Genomic DNA, 26,151 nt, shown 5'->3' on the forward strand with positions numbered 1-26,151 from the left:
AGTCGGCCTAGAACGGGCGCGTGCCGGAAACCGGGCGCAGGGCCGCCGCAGGTCCGATTCCAGGGCGACCCGGAAGGCGCGGAACCACCAGCGACACCGGCTCCTGGCCATACCGGCCGACGCCGTCGCAATCGGCCACCCGGCCGGCCCCGCCAGCCGACCCGCTTTCCAGAGATCCTCACGATCGCAATGCCGCCGATCCAGTCTTCTTCCCCGGACGCGAGCCCTGCCGGCGCGTCCCAGGCCCCCGCCCGCGAACGCATGACGCGCACCGAGTTGCGCGCCAGCGTGTCGCTGGCCAGCATCTTCGCGCTGCGCATGCTGGGGCTGTTCCTGATCCTGCCCGTTTTTGCCGAATACGCCCGCAACCTGCCGGACGGGCATGACGTCCAGCGCGTCGGCCTGGCCATGGGCATCTATGGCCTGATGCAGGCCTTCCTGCATATCCCGCTGGGCTGGCTGTCCGACCGTATCGGTCGCAAGCCGGTGATGGTGGCCGGGCTGCTGCTGTTCATCGCGGGCGGCCTGGTGGCGGCTTTCTCCGATACCCTGACGGGCATCATCGCCGGCCGCGCGCTGCAGGGCATGGGCGCGATCTCGGCGGCCATCACCGCCTGCATCGCCGACCTCACGCGCGAGCGCCATCGCACCAAGGCGATGGCGATGGTCGGCGGCAGCATCGGCCTGACCTTTGCGCTGTCGCTGGTGATCGCTTCGCCGCTGCTGCACAGCATCGGCATGCCGGGCATCTTCAGCCTGATGTCGGTGCTGGGGCTGGTGGCCATCGGCGTGACGCTGTTCCTGGTGCCCACGCCGCCCGCGCCGCACCCGGTGCGGCTGCCCTTTCGCAAGGTACTGCTCAATGCCGACCTGGCGCGGCTGAATGTCGGCGTGCTGGCGCTCCATGCTTCGCAGGTGGCCATGTTCATGGTGGTGCCGGCGATGCTGACCAATGCCGGCATGCCGCTCGACCAGCATTGGAAGGTCTATCTGCCGGTGGTGCTGGTGTCGTTCGTGCTGATGCTGGGCCCGATGATGGCGGCCGAGCGCTACGGCCGCGTACGTCCGGTGCTGCTGGGCGCGGTGGCGCTGATGACCGCGGTGCAGCTGCTGTTCGCAGCGGTGCATGGACTGTGGGCCATCGTCGGCGTGCTCCTGCTGTTCTTTGTCGCGTTCAACGTGCTGGAGGCAATGCAGCCCTCGCTGGTGTCGCGCTACGCCGCGGCCGCGCGCGGCGCGGCACTCGGCGTGTACAACACCACGCAGGCGCTGGGCCTGTTCCTGGGCGGCGCCGTAGGCGGCTGGCTGCTCAAGCACGAAGGCCGCAGCGCGGTGTTCGTCGGCTGCGCGGCCGTGTTGCTGCTCTGGCTTATAATCGCCTGGAACATGAAGGCACCCCCGGCCCGCGGGCAGGAAGCCGCACCTGCGCCGGCCGCATGAAGTTGGCCTGGCATCGCATCAATCCGTAACGCTTTCCGGCCAGAAAATGGCCTAGCATGATCGCGCCACCCGACACCGGCCGGGCGGCGCGATGTTCGTTTACGTTGTACGTTGCGTTGCCGCCAGGCGGCGCCGCAGCGACGGCGCAGTGCCGAACCAGACAAGCGGCCAAGGTAGTCGCCGGCGCAGTATCGGATCACACTTGCAGTCAGATTCACCCTTATCGTATTGCCACGCTTTTCAACACAGCGCGTGGCTTTTGGAGAACATTCACATGGCCTCGGTCAACAAAGTCATTCTCGTCGGCAACCTCGGCGCCGACCCCGAAACCCGCTACATGCCCAGCGGCGACGCCGTCACCAACCTCCGCCTGGCAACCACCGATCGCTACAAGGACAAGCAGTCCGGCGAGATGAAGGAAGCCACCGAGTGGCACCGCGTTTCGATGTTCGGCAAGCTGGCCGAAATCGCCGGCCAGTACCTGCGCAAGGGCTCGTCGGTCTATATCGAGGGCCGCATCCGCACCCGCAAGTGGCAGGACCAGTCCGGCCAGGACAAGTACTCGACCGAAATCGTTGCCGACCAGATGCAGATGCTGGGCTCGCGCCAGGGTGGTGGCGATGAAGGCGGCTACGGCGGCGGCGGTGGTGGCGGTGGCTACAGCCGTGAATCGCAGGGCGGTGGCGGTGGCGGCTACGGCGGCGGCCGTGGCGGCCAGGGCGGCGGCCAGGGCGGCCAGGGTGGCGGCCAGGGTGGCGGCCAGGGTGGTGGCGGCGCTCGCCGCCCGCAGCAGGCGCCGTCGAACGGTTTCGAGGATATGGACGACGATATTCCGTTCTAATCTTGTGTAACCGATACCTGTAAAGATCAACCCCGCCAGCGAGCGGGGTTTTTTTATCAGCAGGCGCTCCTCGCGCTCGCCATACCGGCCCATGAGGTAGCCGCTATCTTTATACGTTCTTTATGCCGATCCGCCTCCTTTCTACCCGGCTTTTACGGCCCAGTCGGTAAGCTGCATGCCCGGACTCATTCAAGGATGCCAGCCGTGATCGGGATCTTCGTGGTCGCATCGATCCCTTTTGCCGCACTGCGCCAGCCAGGCCCCGTGGCGGCGCGTCGGGCAGGCGGCGGTTCTGCTAGCATGGGACGCGAGCTTTCCCATGCCTGATACCGAACTCCGCGCCGCCGGCGCACGCCCCGATCCCGATGTCCTGCTCAGGCAGGTGCAGGCCGAAACGGCGCGGGCCGCGCGCGGCAAGCTCAGGGTCTATTTCGGGGCATCGGCGGGGGTGGGCAAGACCTTTGCCATGCTTGCCGCGGCGCGCGCGGTGGCGCAGGGCGTCGACGTCGTCATCGGCGTGGTCGAGACCCATGGCCGCGCGGAAACCGAAGTGCTGATCGACGGCCTGGAGCGCCTGCCGATGAAGGCGGTGCCATACCGCGAGCGCGTGCTGAGCGAGTTCGACCTCGACGCGGCGCTGGCGCGCCGTCCCGCGCTGGTGCTGGTCGACGAACTGGCCCATTCGAACGCGCCGGGCAGCCGCCATCCCAAGCGCTGGCAGGACATCCAGGAACTGCAGGCGGCCGGCATCGACGTGTGGACCACGGTCAACGTGCAGCACCTCGAGAGCCTGAACGAGGCCGTCGGCGGCATCACCGGCATCCGCGTGTGGGAGACCGTGCCCGACACGGTCTTCGACGGCGCCGACGAGGTCGTGCTGGTCGACCTGCCGGCCGATGAACTGCTGCGCCGGCTGAAGGAGGGCAAGGTCTACCTGCCCGAGCAGGCGCGCCACGCGGCACGCAACTTCTTCCGCAAGGGCAACCTGATCGCGCTGCGCGAACTGGCGCTGCGCCGCACCGCGGACCGCATCGACGACGATATGCGCGCCTGGCGCCAGTCCGAAGCGGTGCAGGCGGTATGGCGCACGCGCGAGGCGGTGCTCGCCTGCATCGGCAGCGGCGACGATGCGGAGCAGGTGGTGCGCAGCGCGCGCCGGCTCGCCGGGCAGCTCGATTGCGACTGGCACGTGGTGACGGTGGCGACGCCCCGGCTCGCACCACCTTCCGAAGCCGCGCGGCTGCGTTTGCAGGCGGCAATGCGCCTCGCCGAGGAACTGGGCGCGCGGACCGAGACACTCGCCGGCAACGACATGGTGCTGGCGGTGGCCGGATACGTGCGGCGCCATAACCTGACCAAGGTCGTGCTCGGCCGCGCGCCGGCGGACTGGCGCCGCGGCGGCTCGCTGGTGGGGCGCGCGCGCGCGCTGCTGGGGCTGGCACTGTCGCCGTTCGTCAGCGGACCGGGCTGGCTGCCCGGCCGCCGCGCCAGCTTTGCCGATGCGCTGGCGCGCGGCTGCCCCGAGATCGATATCATCCGCGTTGCCGCCGACATGACGCGCGCCGACCTGCGTCCGCGCCACGCCGCCGACGACACGGAAACCACGGCAAGCTCCGACGGCGCCAGGCGCAAGGACTACGCGTGGGCCGTGGCGTGGTGCGCGGGCGCGACGCTGCTGTCGGCGCTGGCGCTGCCGTGGTTCGACGTGGTCAACATCGTCATGCTGTTCCTGGTGGCGGTGGTCGGCGTGGCGCTGCGCCATGGCCGCGGGCCGGCGGCGCTGGCGTCGGTGCTGGCGGTGGCGGCGTTCGATTTCTTCTTCGTGCCGCCACGGCTGTCGTTCGCGGTCAGCGACGTGCAGTACCTGCTGACCTTCCTGGTGCTGCTGTCGGTGGGTCTGGTGATTGGCCAGCTTACGGCCGGGCTGCGCGAGCAGGCGCGGCTGGCGGTGCAGCGCGAAGAGGACGCGCGCACGCTGTACGAGCTGGCGCGCGAGCTGTCGGCGGCATTGCAGTCCGAACAGATCGTCGCAATCGGCAGCCGCTTCCTGCGCGCCGCCTTCGATGCCAGTTCGGCCTTCTTCCTGGTCTCGGCGGAGGGGCGGCTGCTGCCGCCGGTGTCGGATGACGGCGCGGCGCGCGGCATGGGAAACAGCGCCGGCCACACCGACTCGATCGACCGCGTGCTCGCCGAATGGGTGTTCCACCATGGCCAGCCCGCAGGCACCGGCACCGACACGCTGCCGGGCAGCACGGTGCTGTACCTGCCGCTGACGGCGCCGATGCGCACCCGTGGCGTGCTCGCCGTGGAGCCCGCGCTGCCGCACGCGTTCGCGCAGCCAGCGCTACGCCGCCAGGCCGACGTGTTCTGCACGCTGATCGCGATCGCGATCGAGCGGCTGCACTATGTCGAGGTGGCGCAGCAGGCGCTGTTGTCGATGGAATCGGAGCGCCTGCGCAGCTCGCTGCTGGCCGCGGTCTCGCACGACCTGCGCACGCCGCTGACCAGCCTGATCGGTATGGCGGAAACCATGCAGCGCGGCACGCCGCTGCTGGCCCCGCCACTGGACGAGACCGTCGCCGCAATGCTGGAGCAGGCGCGGCGCATGCGGACCATGGTGGTCAACCTGCTCGACATGGCCAGGCTGCAGGGCCGCGATGTGCGCATCAGGCAAGAGTGGCAGTCGATCGAGGAACTGGCCGGCGCGAGCCTGGCTGCGATGCGCGAGGCGCTGGCGCGCCACCGCGTTGTCGTGGCCAACCTGTCGCAGGTGCCGCTGGTGGAATGCGATGCCGTGCTGTTCGAGCGGGTGCTGTGCAACCTGCTGGAGAATGCCGCCAAGTACACGCCGCCAGGCACCGAAATCCGGTTGTCGGCCATGGCTGCGGGCGACGAGGTCTGGGTCGTGGTCGAGGACGACGGCCCGGGCGTGCCGCGCGGCAAGGAGCGGCAGATATTCGAGAAATTCACGCGCGGCGAACGCGAGTCCGCCACCGCCGGCGTCGGGTTGGGCCTGGCCGTATGCGATGCCATCATGCAGGCGCATGGCGGCCGCATCTGGGTGGAACCGGCGCAGCGGCAGGGCCGGCATGCGCGTCCCGACGATGGCACCGGCGCGCGCTTCACGATCGCGTTGCCGCACGGCAATCCGCCAACGATCGAGGCCGAGCCGGCTGAACTGCCCGAGCCGTCGCCAACCAAGCAAGGAGAGGCATAGATGCCGTTCGATTTTTCGCCCACGATCCTGCTCGTCGAGGACGAACCGCATATCCGTCGCTTTGTCCGCCTGACGCTGGAGGCCGAGGGTTGCACGGTGCACGAGGCCGAGTCGCTCAAGCGCGGCCTGATCGAGGCCGGCACGCGGCAGCCCGACCTGGTCATCCTCGACCTCGGCCTGCCGGACGGCGACGGGCTCAAGCTGATCGGTGAGGTGCGCACGTGGACCGCCGTGCCGATCCTGGTGCTGTCCGCGCGCAGCGGGGAAGCCGACAAGGTCGGCGCGCTGGATGCGGGGGCCGACGACTACCTGACCAAGCCCTTCGGCGTGGCCGAGCTGGTGGCGCGCCTGCGCGTGCTGCTGCGCCGGCATGCCCGCGCCAACGCGCAAGGCTCCAGCCAGGTCACGTTCGGCGATGTCCAGGTCGACCTGGCCAACCGCCTGGTCACGCGCGGCGGGCAGGCGGTGCACCTGACGCCGATCGAGTACCGGCTGCTGGCCGTGCTGATCGCGCATCGCGGCAAGGTCATGACGCACCGCGAACTGCTGCGCGAGGTTTGGGGACCCGCACAGTCGGAAAGCAGCCAGTACCTGCGCGTCTACATGGGACACCTGCGGCACAAGCTCGAAGCAGACCCGGCGCAGCCGGCGCACCTGCTGACCGAAGTGGGGCTGGGCTACCGGTTCGCCGGATAAGGCTGTACTTTCAGCCCCGGTAATCCCGCTACCACGCGCTGTCCGCGCCGCCCGGCCCACGGGCGCGGTGGCCGGCAAACCGCTCCAGCATGAAATCCACCAGCGCCCGCACCTTGTCGGGCCGGTGGTTGCGCGCCGGGAACACCAGGTAGATGTCGGCCGGCGCCAGTTGCCACTGCGGCAGCACGCGGCGCAGCGCACCGCTGCGCAGGTGCTCGGCCACGTCCCATTCGGAGCGCACCAGCAGCCCTTGCCCGTCGATGGCCCACGCCAGCGCCGATTCGCCGTCGTTGGTGCTCATGGTGCCGCGCACCTTGACCGTTTCCTGCTGGGCGCCGTTGCGCAGGTGCCAGGTGCCGAAGGTCTCGTCGGCCTCGCGGATAAAGATGCAGTTGTGCCGCGCCAGCTCGCGCGGATTCGCCGGCTCGCCGGCGGCCTGCAGGTAGGACGGCGCGGCGCACAGCAGGCGGCGGTTGTTGGCGAGCAGCCGCGCGGTGAGCCGCACGTCGGGCAGCTCGCCGAAATGGATCAGCGCGTCCAGGCCCTGTTCGACCAGGTTGAGCGGCCGGTCGCTCAGGTGCAGCTGGACCTCGATCCTGGGAAACGCGCGCGCGAATGCCGACAGCGCCGGCGCGATATGGCGGCGGCCGAAACCCAGCGTCGCGCCGATCTTCAGCAGGCCGTGCGGCGTGCTGCTGCTGCCGGCGATGGCGCGTTCCAGCGCTTCCATTTCCGCCAGGATGCGCGCGCCTTCGACCAGGTAGCTTTCGCCCTCCGGCGTCAGGCTGATACGCCGCGTGGTCCGGTGCAGCAGCCGCACGCCCAGCCGCGCTTCCAGCGCGGCCAGCCGCTTGCTGACCGCCGGTGGCGTCACGCCCAGTTCCTGCGCCGCGGCGGCCAGGCTGCCGTGCTTGTTGATGCACTGGAAGAAGGCTAGGTCGGAGAAGTTGTCCATTGCTGAATTACAGGAACTAAAGAAGTAACGGAGTCTGAATTATGTTTCTCCGGGGCAATGATACGATCGTTTCCACAACAATTCATCCCACAGGAGACGCCCGTGAAACTTGTCCGCCTGACTGCCTTGCTGGCCTGTGCCGCGGCTTTCGCCGCCACCGCTGGCAGCGCCGCCGCCCAGTCCTATCCCCAGCGCCCGGTCCGCCTGATCGTGCCGTATGCCCCCGGTGGCAGCGCCGACATCGCCGCGCGCCTGGTCGCCGATGCCTGGGCCAGGAGCCTCGGCGGCACCATCGTGGTGGAGAACCGCGCCGGCGCCGGCGGCAACATCGGCGTCGACGCGGTCGCCAAGGCGAGCGCCGATGGCTACACGGTCGGGCTGCAGACGGTGTCGCTGGCCATCAACCCCGGCCTGTTCCCGCGCATGCCGTATGACACGCTGAAGGACCTCGCGCCGATCGGCATGGTCGCCAGCTCGCAGCACGTGCTGGTTGTCAACAACAACATTCCGGCGAAGACGTTGCCGGAACTGATCGCCGCGGCGAAGGCTCAGCCGGGCAAGCTGACCTACGGCTCGGCCGGCAATGGCAGCACCTTCCATATGTCGGCGGAACTGTTCAAGTCGGTGGCCAACGTGTCGATCGTCCACGTGCCGTATCGCGGCGGTGGCCCGGCGCTGGTCGACACCATTGCCGGCCAGGTCGACATGAGCTTCCCGGTGGTGTCCGCGGCCCAGCAGCATGTGCAGGGCGGCAAGCTCAAGGCGCTGGCCGTGACCGGTTCGAAGCGCTCCGCCCAGTTGCCGAACGTGCCGACCGCGGCCGAGGCCGGTTTGCCGGGCTACAACTTCGAGACCTGGTTCATGGTGTTCGCGCCCGCGGGCACGCCCACGCCGGTCATCGACAAGCTGAACACCGCGCTGAATGCCGCGCTCGCGACGCCGGCCACGCGGGACCGGATGCTCAAGGAAGGCTTCGAGCCGACGCCGAGCACGCCCGCGGCCGCCCGGCAGCGGCTGGAAAAAGAAATGCCCGTGTGGGCCAACCTGATCAGGCAGCGCGGCATCACCGCGGAATGACCGTCATACCGTTACCAAGGCTTGTGCCATGACCCCCCGCACCCTGTACCAGAAGCTGGTCGACTCCCATACCGTCGCCAGGATCGACGACGACAACGTGCTGCTGTATTGCGACCTGCACCTGATGAACGAATACACCAGCCCGCAGGCCTTCGCCGGCCTGCACGAGCAGGGGCGTGGCGTGCTGGTGCCGGGGCAGAACGTGGCCGTAGTCAGCCATATCATCCCCACGCACCCCGGCGCGATCCGCGTCATCGCCGATCCGGCGTCGGCGCTGCAGGCCACCAACCTGCATGCCAACTGCGAGCGGCACGCGATCCCGCTGTTCGACACCAACGACGCGCTGCAGGGCATCGAGCACGTGGTGGCGCCCGAGCACGGCATGATCCGCCCGGGCATGGTGGTGATCTGCGGCGACAGCCATACCACCACCTACGGTGCGCTCGGCGCGCTGGGCTTCGGCATCGGCACGTCCGAGGTCGAGCACGTGCTGGCCACGCAGACGCTGGTCTACCGGATGGCAAAGACCATGCGCATCCGCGTGGACGGCAGGCTGCCGCTCGGCACTACCGCCAAGGACCTGATCCTGCGCATCATCGGGGCGATTGGCGCGCAGGGCGCGCGCGGCTACGTGGTGGAATACTGCGGCTCGGCCATCCGCGACCTGAGCATCGAAGCCCGCTTCACGCTGTGCAACATGACGGTCGAGGCCGCCGCGCGCGGCGCGCTGATCGCGCCGGACGAGGCCGCCATCGACTACGTGCTGCGCCGCGCGCCGGATATCGGTGGCGATGGCGATGACGGCGGCGATGACGGTGGCGTCCAGCGCGACGCCGCGCTGCGTTACTGGCAGACGCTGCACAGCGACACCGGCGCGCACTTCGACATGGAATACGTGTTCGACGCCAGCCAGGTCGAGCCGCACGTGACCTGGGGCACCAGCCCCGACCAGGTGCTGCCGGTGTCGGGCCAGGTTCCGTTCCCGGAAGACCAGATCGACGAAGCGGAGCAGCGCTCGGTCGAGCGCGCGCTGGCCTACACGCACCTGCAGCCGGGCGCGACGCTGGCCGGCACGCCGATCCAGCACGTCTTCATCGGCTCCTGCACCAACGGCCGCATCGAAGACCTGCGCGCGGTCGCGAGCGTGGTGCGCGGCAAGACCGTCGCCGCGGGCGTGCGCGCGATGGTCGTGCCGGGATCGGGCGCGGTGAAGGCGCAGGCCGAGCGCGAAGGGCTCGCCGACATCCTCACCGCGGCGGGTTTCGAATGGCGCCAGCCCGGCTGCTCGATGTGCCTGGCCATGAACGACGACGTGCTCGCCGACGGCGTGCGCTGCGCCTCCACCACCAACCGTAATTTCGAAGGCCGGCAGGGGCGGGGTGCCATCACCCACCTGATGAGCCCGGCCATGGCGGCCGCGGCGGCCATTACCGGCGCGATCACCGACGTCCGCAAGCTGGAGCTGTCTCATGCCTGAACTTTCCTGCCTCGCCGGCAAAGCCGCCGCGATCCGTTTCGAGAACCTCGACACCGATCAGATCATTCCCAAGCAGTTCCTGCGCGGCATCGACAAATCGGGCCTTGCCCAAGGCATTCTCTATGACCACCGCTTCGACGCCACCGGCGCGCGGCGCCCGGAATTCGTGCTGAACCGGCCGGAGTACGCCGGCACCAGCATCCTGGTCGGCGGCGCCAACTTCGGCTGCGGCTCCAGCCGCGAGCATGCCGTGTGGGGCCTGCAGCAGTTCGGCATCCGCGCGGTGATCGCGCCCAGCTTCGGCGAGATCTTCTACTCGAATGCGATGAATAACCGGCTGCAGCTGGTGATGCTGCCGCGCAAGGTGATCGAACGGCTGATGGACGCGGTCGATGCCGACAGCGCCAATGAGATCCGCATCGACGTCGAGGCGATGCAGGTGCGCACGCCGGCAGGCGACTTCCCGTTCGAGCTGTCGGCGCGGCATCGCCGCATGTTCCTGGAGGGACTCGACATGATCGGCCTGTCGCTGAAGCAGCGCGACGAGATCGAGCAGTTTGCGCGCCGCTACTGGGAGGCGTTCCCGTGGGCGAAGGATGTGGCCCGGCGCACGCGGGACAGGCTGGGCACGACCTGACCGATTACCTGACCGATGGCCTGAGCCGCACCGCGCGCCTTTCCGCGTTTCGGAAATCGTGCAGGCCGGATTTCATGCGCCCGCGGCCGCGCGTGGCTATGCTTGGCATATCTCCGCCAGCCTCAGGCAGGCTGCAGCTCCGGACAATGCCATGACGACGAACGACGACAGCGCGGGCCCGGCCCCGGCCGACGCGCCCGGCCCCGCCAACGCGCGCCTGCTGGCCGCGATGAGCCACGAGATCCGCACGCCGCTGTACGGCATGCTCGGCACGCTGGAACTGCTGTCGATGACCGGGCTGGACGTGGCGCAGCGCCAGCAGGTGGCGACCATCACCGAGTCGTCGCGTGTGCTGCTGCAGATCCTCGACGACCTGCTTGACTTCTCGCGCATCGAAGCCGGCCAGCTGCGGCTGGACGCGGTGCCGTTCGATCCGGTGGCGCTGGCCCAAACCGTGGCGCGCGCGCAGGAGCCGCTGGCCATGCGCAAGGGCGTGGCGCTGGACTGCGACCTGCAGCCGGGCGTGCCATGGCTGCTGGGCGATCCGCTGCGCGTGCGGCAGGTGCTGGCCAACCTGTTGCGCAATGCGATCAAGTTCACCGCGCAGGGGCGCGTCACGCTGCGCCTGTGGCAGGAACCGCAGCCCTCGGCGGACCGGGTCGGGCTGATGCTGGAAGTGGCGGACACCGGCCCTGGCATCGATGGCGCGCTGCTGCCGCACCTGTTCGAGCCCTTCATGCAGGGCGATTCCACGCGCGCGGACGAGCTCGGCGGCGCGGGGCTCGGGCTGGCCATCTGCAGGAAGCTGGCCCGGCTGATGGGCGGCGACATCACCGCCGACAGCTCGCCGGGCCAGGGCAGCCGCTTTACCGTTGCGCTGCAGTTGCCGGCCACCGCCTCACTGCCGCCGCGCGGTGCCGCCGGTGCCGCCGGTGCCGAGGCGGCGCCAGCGATGCCGGCGTTGCCGCAACCGGGGCTGCGCGTGCTGGTCGTGGAGGATCATCCGCACAACCGCCTGCTGCTGCGTGGCCAGCTAGAGCGGCTTGGCTGCGCGGTGCAACTTGCGAGCGACGGCGCACAGGGACTGGCGGCCTGCGCGGCAGGGAGCTTCGACGTCGTGCTGACCGATGTGCAGATGCCGGTCATGGATGGCTATGCGCTCAGCCGCCGTCTGCGCGCGGCGGGCAACCCGGTGCGCATCGTCGCGCTGACCGCCAACGCCGGCGCTGGCGAAGCCGGTCGCTGCCAAGAGGCCGGCATGGACCGCTGCCTCGTCAAGCCGGTGCTGCTGCGGGAGCTGGCGGCGTGCCTGCAAGAGCTGGTGCCGGGGCGCGCGCAGAAGCCGCCGCTTGCCAGCGGCGACGCCGATGCCACGCTGCTGGCGCAGGGCGTCAATGCCGATTTCGATGCCTTGCGTGCCGCTGCCGCCAGCGGCGACCTGGTCGCGGTACAGGCGCATGCGCATCACCTGCGCGGCGCGCTCGCGCGGATCGATGCCGCGCGCGACGCGGCGGAGCTGTGCCGCGAACTGGAGGCCGGCGCCGCGTGGGCCGTGCAGGCGACGCAGGACCGCATCGGCGACCTCGGTCTGATCCTGGATGCCAGCGTTCCCGGCTACCGCAGTTCACGCTTGCCGCCATGATCCGGATCGGATCGCGGACGACCCACGCGGCCGTCCTCATCAGGATCTTGCACGCGATCGATGCGCCGCGGCCGTGGCTGCCATCGAGCTGATCTGCCTGTAGCCCCGCCTCAGGCGAGGGCGCCGGGCGCCTGCAAGGCTTCGTCCAGCTCCCACGCGACGCAGTTGCGGCCGCGGTTCTTGGCCGCGTAGAGCACGTGGTCGGCACGCATCAGCAGCGTATCGAGGTCTTCGCCGGGCCGCAGCGTCGCCACGCCGAAGCTGGCGGTCACGCGGTGCACGCCGGGCAGCACCGGCATCGGCGTGTGTTCGAGCGTGTGGCGCAGGCGCTCGGCCAGTTGCAGTGCCGCGTCGGGCGCGGTATCGGGCAGCAGCACCACAAACTCTTCGCCGCCCAGCCGCGCCGCGATATCGCGCCGGCGGATGCCGCCGGCGAGGATCTGGCCGAACTGCGCCAGCACCGCGTCGCCGGCGCCGTGGCCGTAGTTGTCGTTGATGAACTTGAAGAAGTCGAGGTCGCACACCAGCAGGCTGAGCGGCCGCCCGGGAGGCGGCGGGATCTGCTGCATGGCGAGCGCGGCCAGGCCGCGGCGGGTATGCAGCAGCGTCAGCGGGTCGGTGTCGCGCTCGTGCCGCAGGCCGACGATGATGTCCTGCGCCGCCGCGGCCAGCAATGCCAGGGCCAGCGCCATCAGCAGCAGCGCCAGCGAGGCCTGCAGCGAAAGCCAGTAGGCCGACTGGATAAAGACGGCCGGATCGTGCGCGGCTGCCGGGACCACGGTCAGCACGGTGCGCGGCAGGAAATGCAGCGCGAACAGCAGGTAGAACCAGAACAGCACGCGGTCTGCCAGGCGTCCGCTGCGCAACCCGGCCAGCGCCGGCATGCCCAGCAGCAGGATCATGGCGATGCCGACGTTCAGTATGTAGATGCGCGCCACCAGCCGCGGCTGCACCAGGTCGAACCACGCGATCGCGCCGAGCAGCGCGAGCGGCAACGCCACCTGCGCGCAGGTATCGACCCGCGCACCGATGCGCGCCAGCATGCCGCGCAGCAGCAGCACGCCGCTGCCCAGGTACAGCAGGGCGGTCACCGTGGCCTGTCCGCCGCCGGGGCGCGGTGGCCAGACGATCTGCAGGGTGATGGCGATTGCGTACATGCAGTACGCGGCAGCCGGCAGCAGCAGGTAGTGCCGGGTGCGCTCATAGCGCCAGGCCAGCACGAAGCACAGCGAGAATGCGATGGCAATGGCGGGATTGACCAGTGCCAGGAATCGACCAGCGTCTTGCAACACGAGAGTCCCCTGTTCTTGTCGTTCTCTGGCAGGGGTGGTTGCAAGCTCCGGCGAGGGGCGCGCATGCGTCGCGGCATCGCGCGGCCGAAGGGCATGGCCAGGGAACATTATGGGGCGCATGGGCGCCCGGGCGGGCGCGGCGTTTGCCGTGGCCTGCTGAGTGTTTCCGTCGGGTCTCATTCTAGCCACCACCATGGCACGCGGCGCATGGCGGCCGCCGACGCCGGGCAAACAATTGTGAACGCCAGAGACGTGGCTGCCGGGCCACGGTTGCTACGGTTTCCTGCTTTTGTGACTAATCTGGTAGAAGCTGTCCGGATCCTCCGGCAGTTCGGTTTTCCGTACGCAAGGAGATCACGATGAATACCAAGAATGCGATGCCTGCCCTGTTGCTGGCGGCAAGCGTGCTGGCGGCGCCGTTTGCCATGGCGCAGGGCAGTGGCCGGACTTCTACCCGGCCGATGACGGAACCCGCGGCGTCCGCGCCGGCGCCAGCCCCGCAAAGCTCGCCGTATGTGCAGGTGCAGCAATGGAAGAAGGGCGACCGCCTGCCGACCGAGTTCAGGGACCGCCAGTATGTGATCGACGATTACAAGCAATACAACCTGCCGGCGCCGCGCAAGGGCACGCGCTGGGTAGGGGTCGGCGCCGAGTATTACCTGGTGGCGCCCAATGGCGTGATCCAGCAGGTCGGGTCGGGCTCCTGACCCACATCGGCCGGGGTCCTCGCCCTGGCCCACGCAGCAAAGCAAAAGCCGCCGCGCGGGGTGCGCGGCGGCTCTTTTTTTTCGGCGCCCCGCTTCAGATGCCGAGTATCTTCTTGGCCTCGAGCAGCGACTTCATCGCTTCGTCATGCTTGCCGGCCTTGTGGTAGGCCTCGCCGTCGGCACGCAGCTTGGCCACCTTGGCGGCATCTTCGGGCGACAGCGCGGGCTTGGCCCTAAGCTTGGCGTCGATTGTCTTCATCTCGTTGGGGCAGTTGTGGGCGAGCGCCAGGCCGCTGGCGCCGCACAACAACAGCGCCGCGAGGATCGGAATGGATTTACGCACGTCGGCCTCCGCTTAGGAATGGTGGGATTTCCAGCATAGTGCATGGTCCGCGTGGCGACATGCCCGCTGCCGGCCGCCGCCTTTGCCGGCACCGACGATACCCCGGCAAGGGATAAACCGGGACCCGACGTTTCTCGGTTGAAATGCGCGATTCGCTTCGCCGCGGCCGGATCTCATCCATTCGGGCGAAGCCTCCGGCTTTTGTCCCGAGCGTGCCATTGCGATGGCAATGCGTTTGATTGCCCTTTCACCGACGCACCCCATGCATGCGGAAATTCACGCCGGCGTGCGGCTTTCAGGGGAGTCGGAAAATGCCGGTCCGCAAACTCCGCTGGTTTGAAACGCCAGTATGTTTAAAACCACGGGCGAGGCTGGCGCGGCGATTTTCTTCATCCTTGCCGCGCGCTTCATTCCTGAATCAGCCCGTGCCAATGCCCGATTTTTATAAGCCTCCGCAAAACCTAAATTCGATGCGCACGGCAAGCAGCCGGACAGAGAAATAAAAATATTCGGGGAGCTTCACCATGAAACATGACCACCTGAAACGGGCGGCCATTCCGGTCGCGTGCCTGGCGTTCGTTCTCGCCGGTTGCGGCGGCGGCGGGGATGGGGCACCGGCCAGCAGCATCGCCCCGTCGGCAAGCGTGCCCGGCCCGGCTGGCGCCAACGGCAAGACCATCCTGTCCGGTCTCAGCGCGCCAGGCGCGAGCGTTGGCACGGACGGCGATTTCTACCTCAATCTCTCCACCTCGACGCTGTATGGGCCGAAGGCCAACGGCGAATGGCCGGCCGGTGTGCCGCTGGTCGGGCCGCAAGGCATTGCCGGCGCGCCGGGCGCTTCGCTGCTGCACGGCGCGGCGGACCCGACCGCGGCCGACGGCGCCGAAGGCAGCTTCTACCTCAACACCACCACCAATACGCTGTTCGGCCCCAAGACCGGCGACGGCTGGCCGGCGGGCGTCTCGGTGGTCGGGCTGACCGGGCCGGTGGGCCCAGCCGGACCGACCGGCGCGGATGGCGCGGCGGGGGCGCAAGGGCCGCAGGGAGAGAAGGGCGAACAGGGCGAACAGGGCGAACAGGGCGACAGCGGTGCGCAAGGCCCCGAGGGGCCGCAAGGCGAGAAGGGAGATACCGGCGCACAAGGCCCGCAAGGAGACAAGGGTGAACAGGGCGAACAGGGCGGGTCCGGTGCAACGATCTACACGGCCAACTTCGCTGTCTCCAAATCGTCCGGCGGCAACGGCACCTATGTCATGAACGGCAGCAGTCTCGACATGCCAAGCCACGACCCGTACTTCGGCGCGCTGATGCCGGTCGGCTGCGCGGCCGGCCTGACCATGACGGCGATCCTGGCCGGCTCGCCGGATTCCGGCACGGAGTACGCCGTGACCGCCTACCGCGTGGCCAGCGGCACGGCGCTGCAGACGCTCGGTTCGGTCGCCATTACCGGGTTGTCCAGCTGCAAGCTGAGCGGCTCGGCCAGGAGTTGCTCGACGCCAGCGACGGTGCCGGTGGGGGCCAACGACATCATCCAGGTCCAGGTCACCGGCAACCACACTTTCAACTGGGACGGCGGCCTGTACGTCAACCTGTCCTGCAAGACGCAGTAAGCCACGCGATTTTCCCGGCGTTCCCGTGCTGGTTTTCCCGCGCGCCTTCCGATGTTATGTTGGAGGGCGTCTTTTTTTGCCCTCCCGGAGCCAAACGCCTCAGCCACCCGACCGGTTGCGCATGGAAAACTCTGCCGAGAATTTTTTGCTGGCCCTGCTGTGCGCCGCGGTGCTGACCGTGACCGTGGTCGGCATCCACTATGAAGCGCTGCGCGTGCTGTCGTCGCTGCATCCGCGGCGCTGGAGCGGACGCGTCAATATCGGCGTGCTGATCGTGTGCATCATCCTGGTCCACTGCCTGGAAGCGATGGTGTTCGCGTTCGGCTTCTGGTTTGCCGACAATGTGCTCGGCCTTGGCTGGCTGGCGGGATCGACCGCGCCCGGCATGCCGACCCGCCACGGCCAGCCGTCGCTGCTGGTCTATGCCTACTTTGCGCTGGAGACCTTCACCACGCAGAGCCTGGGCGACCTCTACCCGGTCGGCGCGACCCGGCTGATCGCGACCATCGAGCCGCTGGTGGGCCTGATCCTGATCGGCTGGTCCGCGTCCTTTACCTATGTGGTGATGCGGCGCGACTGGCAGCTCGACGACGAAGGCGAGCACCACCGGCGCTAGCGCGACGCATGCCCCGGCCAGCGCCAGCCAGCGCCGGCAACAAATGCCGGAAGTGCCGCAGATGCCGCTAGTGCCAGACAAGCTGCGAACGTTTAAGCTGGCGACTTCTGCAAATCAACGAGCCACACTTCCGAGGAGCCACCATGCCGAGCCGCCAGCGCACCCTGATCCGCCTAGCCGCACTTGCCACCCTGGCCGTGGCCTGCAGCGTCCAGGCGCAGAAGCAGGACGGCCAGGGCGCCGCCGCCGCTGCCATCAACGAGGCAGTCCAGCAGGGCACTACGCCCTACCGCCCCGACCCGGACGCGACGCCGGACAGCATCCAGTCGGCGGAATGCCGCGAACTCGCCGCCCAGATCGCCACCGCGCCCAAGCGCGAGTACCGCACCACCGACTCGAGCATCGAGACCGCGCAAGGGCGGCAGGTGCCCGAGCTGGAACGCGAGCGGCCGCGCAAGTCGCTGCAGCAGGCGTACCAGGAGAAGTGCATCCGCTAGCGGGCTCCACGGCGGAAGGCTGCGCCAGGCGCGCCATCCGCCACGTTTGTCACCCGCCTCCCGGCGCGGTCCCGCGCCGCATTCCCCGCCTTCCTGGTTGTTTCCGTGTTGCGCCGCCGCCCAAACGTGGCGCGTCGATGCCTCACGATCGTGCACATCCGCCTGCTGCGCCAACAGCCGTTTCACCACGCCGGCGAAAAATACATATGTTTCATGGTTATCCATGATGGAACAGTTGTTGCTGATTGCCTAGCATTGGCGATGCGATGGCGCGTCGCTGACCGCTTCCCCGACAACCAAGCCAACCACGCATCCAAGGAGAGCCTGTTATGAAAGCAGCTGAAGTCACGCGTCCGTGCGGCGGTTCACCGACCCCGCGCCGGTCCGCGGTTGCAGTGGCCGCAGCGACGGCGCTGGTGCTCTGCGGCGGCGCGGCCGGCACGGCGCATGCCGCCGACGTCGCCGCCAGCCCGACCCTCGCGAAGATCAAGTCGTCAGGCACGATCTCCATCGGCCATCGCACCTCGTCGATCCCGTTCTCCTACTACGACGCCAACCAGAAGGTGATCGGCTTCTCGCAGGACATCTGCGACCGGGTGATCGATGCGGTGAAGCGCGAGACCGGCGTGCCGGCGCTGCAGGTGCGCATGGTGCCGGTGACCTCGCAGAACCGGATCTCGCTGGTGCAGAACGGCACCGTCGACCTGGAATGCGGCGTCACCACCAACCTGAAGTCGCGCCAGCAGCAGGTGGCGTTCTCGACCACGTTCTTCGTCGCCGGCACGCGGCTGCTGGTGAAGAAGGGCAGCCCGGTGCGCGACTTCGGCGATCTTTCGGGCAAGGCGGTGGTGACCAATGCCGGCACCACGTCGGAGCGCATCCTGCGCCGGCTCAACGACGAGAAGCAGGCCAACATCACCATCCAGAGCGCGAAGGACTATGGCGAGTCGTTCCTGATCCTGCAGTCGGGGCGCGTGGCCGCGTTCATGATGGACGACGTGCTGCTGTCGGGCGCGCGCACGCTGGCGCCCAACCCCGCCGACTGGACCGTGGTGGGCACGCCGCAGTCGTTCGAGGCCTATGCGTTCATGCTGCGCAAGGACGATCCCGGCTTCAAGCAGGTGGTCGACGGCGCCATCAGCGGGCTGATCCGCAGCGGCGAGATCAACAAGCTCTACAGCAAGTGGTTTGCCGCGCCGGTGCCGCCGAAGCAGGTCAATTTCGAGCTGCCGATGAGCGAGCCATTGAAGAAGGCCTACGCTAGCCCCAGCGACGAAGCCTTCGAATGATCTTCCTCAGCCGCGGCCGGCGGGCACGTAGGCGCCGGCGCGGTGCAGTTCGCCCTCGGCCTGCTCGAGCGCGCGGATCGCGCCCTTGCCCTTGCGTGCCAGCAACTGTTCGACCAGCGCCTCGACCATGGCCACGCCGGCCGTGATCGAGGGGAAGAACGACGGGCTCTCGACAGAAAACAGCAGCGTGCAGTCCGCCGCCAGCGCGATCGGCGACACGGTGCTGTCGGTCAGCGCGATCACCTTGCAGCCGCACTCGCGCGCGGCCGCCGCCACGCGGATGCTTTCCTGCGAATATGGGGCGAAGCTGGCCACCACCACGGCATCCCTGGACGCCAGCCCGCGCAGCTCCATTTCCAGCGTGCCGGCGTCGGCGCGGATCAGCTGCACCGAGCTGCGGAACAGCCGGTAGACATAGTGGAAGGTGAACGCGATCGGGAAGCACGAACGGAACCCCGCCACGTGCACGTTTTGCGCGTGCGACAGCAACTCGGCCGCCTGCTGCAGCGTCTTGTCGTTGTTGGCGGCGATCAGGTCGAGGTTGTGGTGCTGCGCATCGAGCATCTCGCCCAGCATGCGGCTGGCGCTGCTTTCGCGCACCACCTTGCGCGCGCGCCGGGCATACGGCTGGCTGCCGCCGCGCAGCGCATCGACAAAGAGCTCGCGCAGGCCCTGCCAGCCCTCGAAGCCGAGGTGCTGCGACAGCCGGACCAGCGTGGCGGGCTGCACGCCGGCGCTGGCGGCGATCTTGCGCATCGACAGCACCGGCACGTCCTGCGGGTGGTCGAGCAGGTAGCGTGCGCCGCTCTGGAACTGCGTGCTCAGGGTCGGGAAGCTGGCGCGCAGCAAGGCCAGCAGCGCGTCGAGGTCCTGCGGCGGCGCCGGCGTGGGATCGGCATCGGGAGGTTGCGGCGGATGGGTGGGGCTGTCGGACGGCATGGGCACTCCGGATTCGTGGTTGTAACGATTGTTGCACAGCTGCGCTCAGGCGGGCCGGCCGCTGCCTCGGATGGTGCAGTGCCAAAGTCGTCACATCAGCCGGTTAACGTCCGTGTGCCGGCAAAGCTGTACCCGGCGGTGCAGGCAAGGTGCGGAATGTCGGATTGCCGCAACGCCGGCGCAGTGTCATCAGAATTTCCTTACCTACTTGAAGGGCGGTGACTTACACTCCGCGCCATAACCTCCGGAATCGGTCATCCGGAACATAATTGGTACGGAGCGCGAGCATGGGACATAGAAGCCCTGCAGTGCGACACGGCGGACCGGTCAGGCCGCCGTTTCGGGTCAAGGGTCAAATCGGGGCAGGGACAGACACGGCGGGCGCCATGCCGGGCCGCGGCGCGCCCGCGCGCGGCTTCACGCTGGTCGAGCTGATGATCGCCGTGGCGATCATCGCCATCCTGGCCGCCATCGCCATCCCCAACTACAGCCGCTATGTGGTGCGATCGCACCGCGCCGCGATCGAGTCGTTCATGCTCGAAGTCTCCGGCGCGCAGGAGCGGTTTCTCGTTGACAACCGCGCCTATGCCGCCAGCCTCGGCGCGCTCGGCATGTCGGTGCCGGCCGCCCAGAGCACGCGCTACAACGTCACCGTCACCCCCAATGGCGCGCTGCCGCCGGGCTACAGCATTGTCGCCACGCCCACGGGCAGCCAGCTGAGCGCCGACACCGGCTGCGGCACGCTGACGCTGACCAGCGCCGGCGCCAGGTCGGCGTCCGGCGGCGGCACCGACTGCTGGAATTGACCATGGCAGCCTACCGGATCCCCCAGCGGCACTCGCGGCATGTGGCGCCGCGCGGCTTCACCCTGATCGAACTGATGTGCACGCTGGCCGTGCTGGCGATCCTGGCGGTCGCCGCCGCGCCCTCATTTGCGTCGCTGATGGCGGGGCAGCGCGTGCGCAGCGCCTCCCTCGACCTGAGCTCGGCGCTGCTGCTGGCGCGCAGCGAGGCGGTCAAGCGCAACGCCACCGTGACGCTGGCGCCCGCCGGCGCGGCCTGGACCGCGGGCTGGTCCGTCAGCGCCGGCGCGGAAACAGTGCGCACCTTCGGGCCCTATGGCGGCCTCACCATCACCCCCAGCGCCGCCGGGGCGTTGTCGGTCGGCAACGACGGCCGGCTTGCCGGCGCGGCGATGCGCTTTGAGCTCGCGCCCGCCAACGACGCGACGGCCGCGCTGCGCGTCTGCGTGCAGGTCAGCGAGACCGGCCGCGTCGCCTCCGAAACGGGAGCCTGCACATGACCCGCATCCTTGACAGCGCGGATCGCGCTGCCCGCGCAGCCCGCATTGTCCGTCGCCACGGGCAACGGCATGCGCGCCTGCCGCGACGCAGCGCGCAGCGTGGCGTGCTGCTGATCGAAGTGCTGGTGGCGGTGGTGATCCTGCTCGCTGCGCTGCTGGGCACGGCGGGACTGGTGGCGCGCTCGGGCCAGAACGAGATGGAGTCATACCAGCGCGTGCAGGCGCTCGCGCTGCTGCAGGACATGACCGCCCGCATCAATGCCAACCGCCAGGTGGTGCAGTGCTACGCCAATGGCGTCAACGGCGTGCGGCTGGGCACCGGCAGCGCCGCGCCGGCGGCTTGCACGCTGGGAACGGACGCGCAGAACGCCACCGCCAACGGCGACCTGCAGGCCTGGAACACCGCGCTGCTGGGCAGCGCCGAGATGACGGCCGCGGCCAGCGGCGTGGCGGCAAGCGCGGTCGGCGCCATGATCGGCGCGCGCGGCTGCATCGACACCATCGACGCGGCCGCCAACGTCTACCGCATCACCGTCGCCTGGCAGGGCCTGGCCGCCACCGGCGCGCCCGCGCTCGGCTGCGGCCAGAACCAGTACGGCAACGAGTCCTACCGCCGCGCGGTCAGCACGCAGATCCGCATTGGCTCGCTGGGGACCGTGTCATGAAGCGCCTGCCTGCACGTCTCGCACAACGCCGCCTGCGCCAGCGCGGCGTGTCGCTGGTCGAGCTGATGATCGGCATCACCATCGGCCTGCTGATGCTGACCGCGCTGGCCAGCCTGTACTACGCCAATAGCCTGTCGCGCACAGAATTCGTCAAGTCGGCCGAGCAGGTGGAGAACGGCCGCTACGCGCTGGAGCAGATCCGGCGCGAGGTGGAACTGGCAGGATTTTTCGGGGCGGGCAGCATCGCTCGGGGCGCCACGATGGCCGGTCCGGCGTTGTGCGCGACGGATCCCGCAGCACTCGGCTTCGCCGCCGGGGGCACCGTCCCGCTGCCGCTGGCAGGCTATGCGGCGGGCGTGGTGGCGCCCTGCCTTGCCGACCTTGCCGCCACCTCCGAGGTGCTGGTGGTGCGGCGCGTGTCGACCACGCCGGTCGCGGCCCCGACGCCGGGTGTGCCTTACCTGCAGGTATCGGCCTGCCCGAACGACACCACTGCCTTTGTCTTCGATGCGAGCGCAGCGGCGGCTTTCCCGCTGCGCACCAAGGCTTGCGATGCCGCGGTGCCGGCAGCGCTGCGCGAGGCGGTGGTGCGCGCGTTCTACCTCGCGCCATGCGACCGTTGCAGCAACGGCGGCGACGGCATCCCTACGCTGAAGATGGCGGAACTGGTCAACGGCGCGTTCCAGTCGCGTTCGCTGGCGCAAGGCATCCAGGACATGCACCTCGCTTACGGTGTGGATCTCGACAGCAACGGCTCCGCGGACTGCTATGTGGACGACCCCGGCGTCAACAACGCCGCCGCATGCCCCATCGTGCCGGGCTACGACTGGACCAATGCGCTGGCCAACTGGAGCAATGTGACCACCGTGCGCGTGAACCTGCTGGCACGTACGCTGAGGACCTCCGGCGGCCAGGTGGACACCCGCACTTATGACCTGGGGCGCGCCGCCGCCAGCGGCCCGTTCAACGACGGTTTCAAGCGCCATGTCTACGCCCAGGTGGCGCGGCTGGTCAACGTGGCCGGACTGCGCGAGCAATGATGCGATACCGCGAAGGGCAAGCAATGACGAAATTATCCGGCCGGCCGCTGCGCCGCAGGCAGACCGGGGTCACGCTGGTCGTGACGCTCGTGTTCATGGTGCTGTTCCTGCTGGTCGCCGTGGCGCTGGTCAATTCGGGCCTGGTCAACGTCAAGGTCGCGGCCAACCAGCAGCACACCGCCGAAGCGCGCGACGTCGCGCAGCAGTCGATCGAGCAGGTGATCTCCGACGACTTCACCAAGGCGCCGGCAGCCATCGGCGTGCCGGTGGATGTCAGCGGCGACGGCAAGGCCGACTACGTGGCCCAGGTGGCGAAGCCGGAATGCATGGCAAGCAAGCCCATCAAGAACGTCGAGCTCGACCTGAAGGATCCCGACGACGTGTCGTGCATGATCGGCAGCGGCGTGCAGAACACCGGCATCGTCACCGCCGGCAACAACGCCGGCAACTCGCTGTGCAACGCCACCCAGTGGGACGTGTCCGCCACCGTCGACGACAGCGCCAACACCGGGGCCGTGGCGACGGTCCACCAGGGCGTGGCGGTGCGCATGCCGACCGGCTCGGCCTGCCCCTGAGCGCACCGGCGTTGCCACCCATTCACCATTGAACGCACAGGAACCCGGATGACGAGCCCAGCCCGCCGGAATCGACGCCACGCCGCCTTAGCCGCCGCCTTGCTTGCCCTGGCCGGATGGCAGGGCGCGCATGCCGAAGACATCGACCTGTTCACCGGCCTGCAGAGCAATGCCGGCACCAAGCCCAACGTGTTGCTGCTGCTGGACAATGCGTCCACGTGGAATGCGGCCACGACCATCCGTGGCTGCGATGTCCCCGATGTGGTCAGCGCCAACAACGCGGGCACCGATGTCGGCGCGATCCAGTGCGCGCTGTACCGCGCGGTGAGCACGCTCGTGACCAACCCGCAGCTGTCCGGCAACATCAACATGGGGCTGATGATGTTCGGCACCGGCACCAACCCCGGCGGCAAGTTCCGCTATCCGTCGGCGGCGCCGTATACATTGCCGCTGATGGACACCACCAACGGTCCGAAATTCCTGGAGTACATCAAGAGCATCGACCGCCAGGTCGACAACTCGAACAACTCCCAGGTGGGCGGGGGCATGCAGGAGGCCTGGGCGTTCTTCGGCGGCAGGAAGGGTTTGTCGGGAACGCAGTACGCGTCGCCGATCACCAACCCGTGCCAGAAGAACTTTGTCATCTACATCGCCAACGCGGTCAACAACGGCAAGCCGCAGGACACCGGCACCGAGCCCAAGGACGCGCTTGCCGCGGCCGGCGCCAGCACCAGGCAGATGACCCAGCTCAAGCTCGACACGGCAGCCAACAAGTACGAAAGCAACTGGGGCGACGAGTGGGCGCGGTTCATGTACGAAACCGACGTGAACGGCAATCTCGACAATAACCAGAACATCATCACCTATACGATTGCCGTCACGGACGGCAAGAATCCCGATTATGTCGAGTCGACGCGCAGCATGGCCGACAACGCCGGCGGCAAGCGCTACGTGGTCAGCCTGGGCGACGTGGATGCGCTGGTGCAGGCGCTGCTGCAGATCTTCAACGAGATGCAGGCGGTCAACAACGTGTTCTCGTCGGTGAGCCTGCCGGTCAGCGTGAACGGGCAGGGCTCGTACCTGAACCAGATCTACATCGGCATGTTCCGGCCCGACGTCACCGCGGCGCCGCGCTGGATGGGCAACCTGAAGCAGTACAAGCTGGGCTACGACAACAAGAACCAGATCGTTGTGCTGGACGCCAACCCCAGCGGCCCCAACCAGCAGAGCGCGATCAGCAACGCCGGCACGGGCTTTATCTCGCCCAACGCCAAGAGTTTCTGGACCGCCGAGCCGCCGCTGGGGTTCAGTGGTTCGAGCTATACCGGCAGCTCGGTTAGCGGCTGGCCTGCCAAGGGCTTCTGGGTCAACAGCCCGTCCGGGGCTGCCGGTGCGCTGGACTCGGCCGATGGCGTGGCGGGTGTGGTCGGCGGCGACGGCGAGATCGTCGAGAAGGGCGGTGCCGGCGAAATGCTGCGCGCGCAGTTCACCACCGACCAGAGCGGGCGCAAGCTCTACACCTGCGCGTCGGGGGCATGCAGCGGCAAGACCCTGGCTTCGTTCGATACGTCCAATGGCTGGCTGACCGGCACCAGCGGGCAGGCCGCGCTCAAAACCACGGCTGCCGACGTCAACAACCTGATCAATTGGGTGCGCGGCCGCGACGTGCGCGCGCTGAGCGAAAGCACCATCGCCGGCGCGGAGTTGCAGAAGGGCCCCGGCGGCAGCGTTACCGTGCGCGGCTCGGTGCATGGCGATGTGCTGCATTCGCGCCCGGTGGTGATCAACTATGGCGGCACGACCGGCGTGGTGGTGTTCTATGGCGCCAACGACGGCGTCTTCCATGCGGTCAACGGCAACCAGTCCACCGGCATCGGCGGCGTGCGGCCGGGCGGGGAACTGTGGGGTTTCATTCCGCCGGAGTTCTATAGCAAGCTCGGCCGTCTCTACACCAATACGCCCGAAGTGCAGCTGAGCGGATCGCCCGCCGGTTCGGGCGCGAAGCCGCGCGACTATTTCTTCGATGGCACCACCACGGTGTTCCAGGACCTGCGCGACCCGGCCAAGCCGCGCGTGGTGATCTACCTGACCGCGCGCCGCGGCGGGCGCCTGACCTACGCGCTGGATGTGACCGATCCGCTGGCGCCGGAATTCCTGTGGAAGGCCGACACCACCAGCATCCCGGAGCTGGGACAGACCTGGTCGCAGCCGCGCGTGATCCGCGTCAAGGGATATGAGAACCCGCTGGTGGTGATGGGCGCCGGCTATGATCCCGCCGAGGATGCCGAGCCTTCCCAGGGTGGCGGCAGTTCGGGGCAAGGACGAGGCGTGATCGTGTTCGATGCCTTCAAGGGCGACGTGGTGCGCGCATGGCTGGCCGACTGCACCGGCCTTGACGCGACGGTGTGCACAACGCCTGCCGGCATGACCCGCGCAATCCCGTCCGACGTGGCCGTGGTGGACCGCAACGGCGACGGTCTGGTAGACAAGGGCTATGTCGGCGACGTCGGCGGCAATGTCTGGCGGCTGGACTTCGAGACGGCGGCCGGCACCGGGTCGGATGCCTGGACGCTGCGCAAGTTCGCGTCCCTGGGCGGCGCACAGGGCACCAACGATGCGCGCAAGTTCATGTATCCGCCGGATGTCATCACCACTGGCAATTACGATGCGGTGGTGATCGGCAGCGGGGACCGCGAGCATCCGCTGTACACCACCAGCACCACGCCGGGTCTGGCCTACAACGTCAGCAACCGCTTCTACATGCTGAAGGACACGGCGCTCACCGGCGGGCTGCCGTCGACATGGACGGCGCTGACCGAGGGCGACCTGTTCAACGCGACTTCGACTGCATACACCGACACGACCGCCGGCAAAGGCTTCTACCTGGTGCTGGGCACCGGCGAGAAGGTGGTCAACGCGCCGCTGACCGTGGCCGGCTATATCTACTTCGGCACCAATCAGCCAAGCGTGCCAAAGCCCGGCGCTTGCTATCCGGACCTGGGCACGGCGCGCGGGTATGCGGTCTCGTTCCTGACCGGCAAGGGCCTGAACAACGACCGCCATGTCGTGTTCAACAACGGTGGGCTGCCGCCGTCGCCGGTATTCGGGGTGGTTGCCGTCACGGATGCGGCAGGCAACACCAGCAACGTGCCGGTGCTGATCGGCGGCGGCAACCAGACCGGTCCCGGTGGCGGCGACAATACCTCGTCGCTGGGCGCGCAGAAGATCTCGCCGCCGGGGATCGGCAAGCGCAAGCGCACTTACTGGTACACGCAGACCGACCGGAAGTGAGC

At 68.5% G+C, this 26,151-nt stretch carries 23 protein-coding genes; 19 read left to right on the top strand and 4 right to left on the bottom strand.

Annotated elements, in window-relative coordinates; translation table 11 throughout:
- Positions 1-189 precede the first annotated feature (189 nt).
- From VSR71_RS26635 to kdpE, 4 genes are all read left to right on the top strand, one after another.
- Positions 190-1,440 carry an MFS transporter gene (locus VSR71_RS26635; RefSeq protein ID WP_342916763.1) on the top strand — a complete coding sequence of 417 codons (1,251 nt, stop codon included), beginning with the start codon at positions 190-192 and terminating at the stop codon, positions 1,438-1,440.
- A gap of 274 nt (positions 1,441-1,714) precedes the next feature.
- Positions 1,715-2,281 (top strand): single-stranded DNA-binding protein, encoded by a 567-nt coding sequence (locus tag VSR71_RS26640; RefSeq protein WP_342916764.1) that lies wholly within the window; start codon positions 1,715-1,717, stop codon positions 2,279-2,281.
- A gap of 319 nt (positions 2,282-2,600) precedes the next feature.
- A complete protein-coding gene (locus VSR71_RS26645) occupies positions 2,601-5,498 on the top strand; it encodes a DUF4118 domain-containing protein (RefSeq protein ID WP_342916765.1) in 2,898 nt (965 codons plus the stop codon).
- On the top strand, positions 5,499-6,194 hold the full coding sequence (gene kdpE, locus VSR71_RS26650; protein ID WP_342916766.1) for a two-component system response regulator KdpE: 696 nt from the start codon (positions 5,499-5,501) through the stop codon (positions 6,192-6,194).
- A 28-nt stretch (positions 6,195-6,222) separates the two neighbouring features.
- On the opposite strand, the gene VSR71_RS26655 is transcribed toward kdpE, so the two are convergent.
- Positions 6,223-7,149 carry a LysR family transcriptional regulator gene (locus tag VSR71_RS26655; protein ID WP_342916767.1) on the bottom strand — a complete coding sequence of 309 codons (927 nt, stop codon included), beginning with the start codon at positions 7,147-7,149 and terminating at the stop codon, positions 6,223-6,225.
- 102 nt (positions 7,150-7,251) lie between these two features.
- Between VSR71_RS26655 and VSR71_RS26660 the strand changes: the two genes are divergently transcribed.
- From VSR71_RS26660 to VSR71_RS26675, 4 genes are all read left to right on the top strand, one after another.
- Positions 7,252-8,226, top strand: a complete 975-nt coding sequence (locus tag VSR71_RS26660; RefSeq protein WP_342916768.1) for a tripartite tricarboxylate transporter substrate binding protein — start codon at positions 7,252-7,254, stop codon at positions 8,224-8,226.
- Between the two features lie 28 nt (positions 8,227-8,254).
- Complete coding sequence (gene leuC, locus VSR71_RS26665; RefSeq protein WP_342916769.1) at positions 8,255-9,703, top strand: 3-isopropylmalate dehydratase large subunit; 1,449 nt, start codon at positions 8,255-8,257, stop codon at positions 9,701-9,703.
- Positions 9,696-10,340, top strand: a complete 645-nt coding sequence (gene leuD, locus VSR71_RS26670; RefSeq protein WP_342916770.1) for a 3-isopropylmalate dehydratase small subunit — start codon at positions 9,696-9,698, stop codon at positions 10,338-10,340. Before leuC ends, leuD begins: the two co-directional genes overlap by 8 nt.
- A 151-nt stretch (positions 10,341-10,491) precedes the next feature.
- Positions 10,492-11,982 (top strand): ATP-binding protein, encoded by a 1,491-nt coding sequence (locus tag VSR71_RS26675; protein ID WP_342916771.1) that lies wholly within the window; start codon positions 10,492-10,494, stop codon positions 11,980-11,982.
- Positions 11,983-12,092: 110 nt separating this feature from the next.
- Here the strand turns inward: VSR71_RS26675 and VSR71_RS26680 are convergent, their stop codons facing one another.
- The gene (locus VSR71_RS26680) at positions 12,093-13,274 is read right to left on the bottom strand and encodes a GGDEF domain-containing protein (RefSeq protein WP_342916772.1); all 1,182 of its coding nucleotides are present in this window, start codon (positions 13,272-13,274) and stop codon (positions 12,093-12,095) included.
- A 359-nt stretch (positions 13,275-13,633) separates the two neighbouring features.
- Here VSR71_RS26680 and VSR71_RS26685 point away from each other — a divergent pair, with 359 nt between their 5' ends.
- On the top strand, positions 13,634-13,981 hold the full coding sequence (locus tag VSR71_RS26685; protein ID WP_342916773.1) for an RcnB family protein: 348 nt from the start codon (positions 13,634-13,636) through the stop codon (positions 13,979-13,981).
- A 94-nt stretch (positions 13,982-14,075) separates the two neighbouring features.
- Here VSR71_RS26685 and VSR71_RS26690 read toward each other — a convergent pair whose 3' ends face one another.
- The gene (locus tag VSR71_RS26690; RefSeq protein WP_342916774.1) at positions 14,076-14,324 is read right to left on the bottom strand and encodes a hypothetical protein; all 249 of its coding nucleotides are present in this window, start codon (positions 14,322-14,324) and stop codon (positions 14,076-14,078) included.
- A gap of 524 nt (positions 14,325-14,848) precedes the next feature.
- Between VSR71_RS26690 and VSR71_RS26695 the strand changes: the two genes are divergently transcribed.
- The 4 genes from VSR71_RS26695 to VSR71_RS26710 all read left to right on the top strand — a co-directional run bounded on the left by VSR71_RS26695 (position 14,849) and on the right by VSR71_RS26710 (position 18,336).
- Complete coding sequence (locus VSR71_RS26695) at positions 14,849-15,934, top strand: collagen-like protein (protein ID WP_342916775.1); 1,086 nt, start codon at positions 14,849-14,851, stop codon at positions 15,932-15,934.
- A gap of 121 nt (positions 15,935-16,055) precedes the next feature.
- Positions 16,056-16,550, top strand: coding sequence for a two pore domain potassium channel family protein (locus VSR71_RS26700; RefSeq protein ID WP_342916776.1), 495 nt, complete (start codon positions 16,056-16,058; stop codon positions 16,548-16,550).
- A 143-nt stretch (positions 16,551-16,693) separates the two neighbouring features.
- Positions 16,694-17,047 (top strand): hypothetical protein, encoded by a 354-nt coding sequence (locus VSR71_RS26705; RefSeq protein WP_342916777.1) that lies wholly within the window; start codon positions 16,694-16,696, stop codon positions 17,045-17,047.
- Between the two features lie 329 nt (positions 17,048-17,376).
- Entirely contained in the window at positions 17,377-18,336 is a 960-nt protein-coding gene (locus VSR71_RS26710) for a glutamate/aspartate ABC transporter substrate-binding protein (RefSeq protein ID WP_342916778.1), read from the top strand.
- 6 nt (positions 18,337-18,342) lie between these two features.
- On the opposite strand, the gene VSR71_RS26715 is transcribed toward VSR71_RS26710, so the two are convergent.
- Entirely contained in the window at positions 18,343-19,275 is a 933-nt protein-coding gene (locus VSR71_RS26715) for a MurR/RpiR family transcriptional regulator (RefSeq protein ID WP_342916779.1), read from the bottom strand.
- A gap of 287 nt (positions 19,276-19,562) precedes the next feature.
- On the opposite strand from VSR71_RS26715, the gene VSR71_RS26720 reads away from it, so the two are divergent.
- The 6 genes from VSR71_RS26720 to VSR71_RS26745 are packed head-to-tail and all read left to right on the top strand — an operon-like array spanning position 19,563 to position 26,149.
- Positions 19,563-20,081, top strand: a complete 519-nt coding sequence (locus tag VSR71_RS26720) for a type IV pilin protein (RefSeq protein WP_428979465.1) — start codon at positions 19,563-19,565, stop codon at positions 20,079-20,081.
- 2 nt (positions 20,082-20,083) lie between these two features.
- Positions 20,084-20,578 carry a GspH/FimT family pseudopilin gene (locus tag VSR71_RS26725; protein WP_342916781.1) on the top strand — a complete coding sequence of 165 codons (495 nt, stop codon included), beginning with the start codon at positions 20,084-20,086 and terminating at the stop codon, positions 20,576-20,578.
- Positions 20,575-21,243 carry a type IV pilus modification protein PilV gene (locus VSR71_RS26730; protein ID WP_342916782.1) on the top strand — a complete coding sequence of 223 codons (669 nt, stop codon included), beginning with the start codon at positions 20,575-20,577 and terminating at the stop codon, positions 21,241-21,243. The genes VSR71_RS26725 and VSR71_RS26730 overlap by 4 nt, the downstream gene beginning before the upstream one ends.
- Positions 21,240-22,283, top strand: a complete 1,044-nt coding sequence (locus VSR71_RS26735) for a PilW family protein (protein ID WP_342916783.1) — start codon at positions 21,240-21,242, stop codon at positions 22,281-22,283. Before VSR71_RS26730 ends, VSR71_RS26735 begins: the two co-directional genes overlap by 4 nt.
- A gap of 23 nt (positions 22,284-22,306) precedes the next feature.
- Complete coding sequence (locus VSR71_RS26740; RefSeq protein ID WP_342916784.1) at positions 22,307-22,858, top strand: pilus assembly PilX N-terminal domain-containing protein; 552 nt, start codon at positions 22,307-22,309, stop codon at positions 22,856-22,858.
- A gap of 48 nt (positions 22,859-22,906) precedes the next feature.
- Positions 22,907-26,149, top strand: coding sequence for a pilus assembly protein (locus VSR71_RS26745; protein WP_342916785.1), 3,243 nt, complete (start codon positions 22,907-22,909; stop codon positions 26,147-26,149).
- Positions 26,150-26,151: the final 2 nt, after the last annotated feature.

The organism is Cupriavidus oxalaticus, assembly GCF_038900635.1.
Lineage (GTDB): Bacteria > Pseudomonadota > Gammaproteobacteria > Burkholderiales > Burkholderiaceae > Cupriavidus > Cupriavidus oxalaticus_B.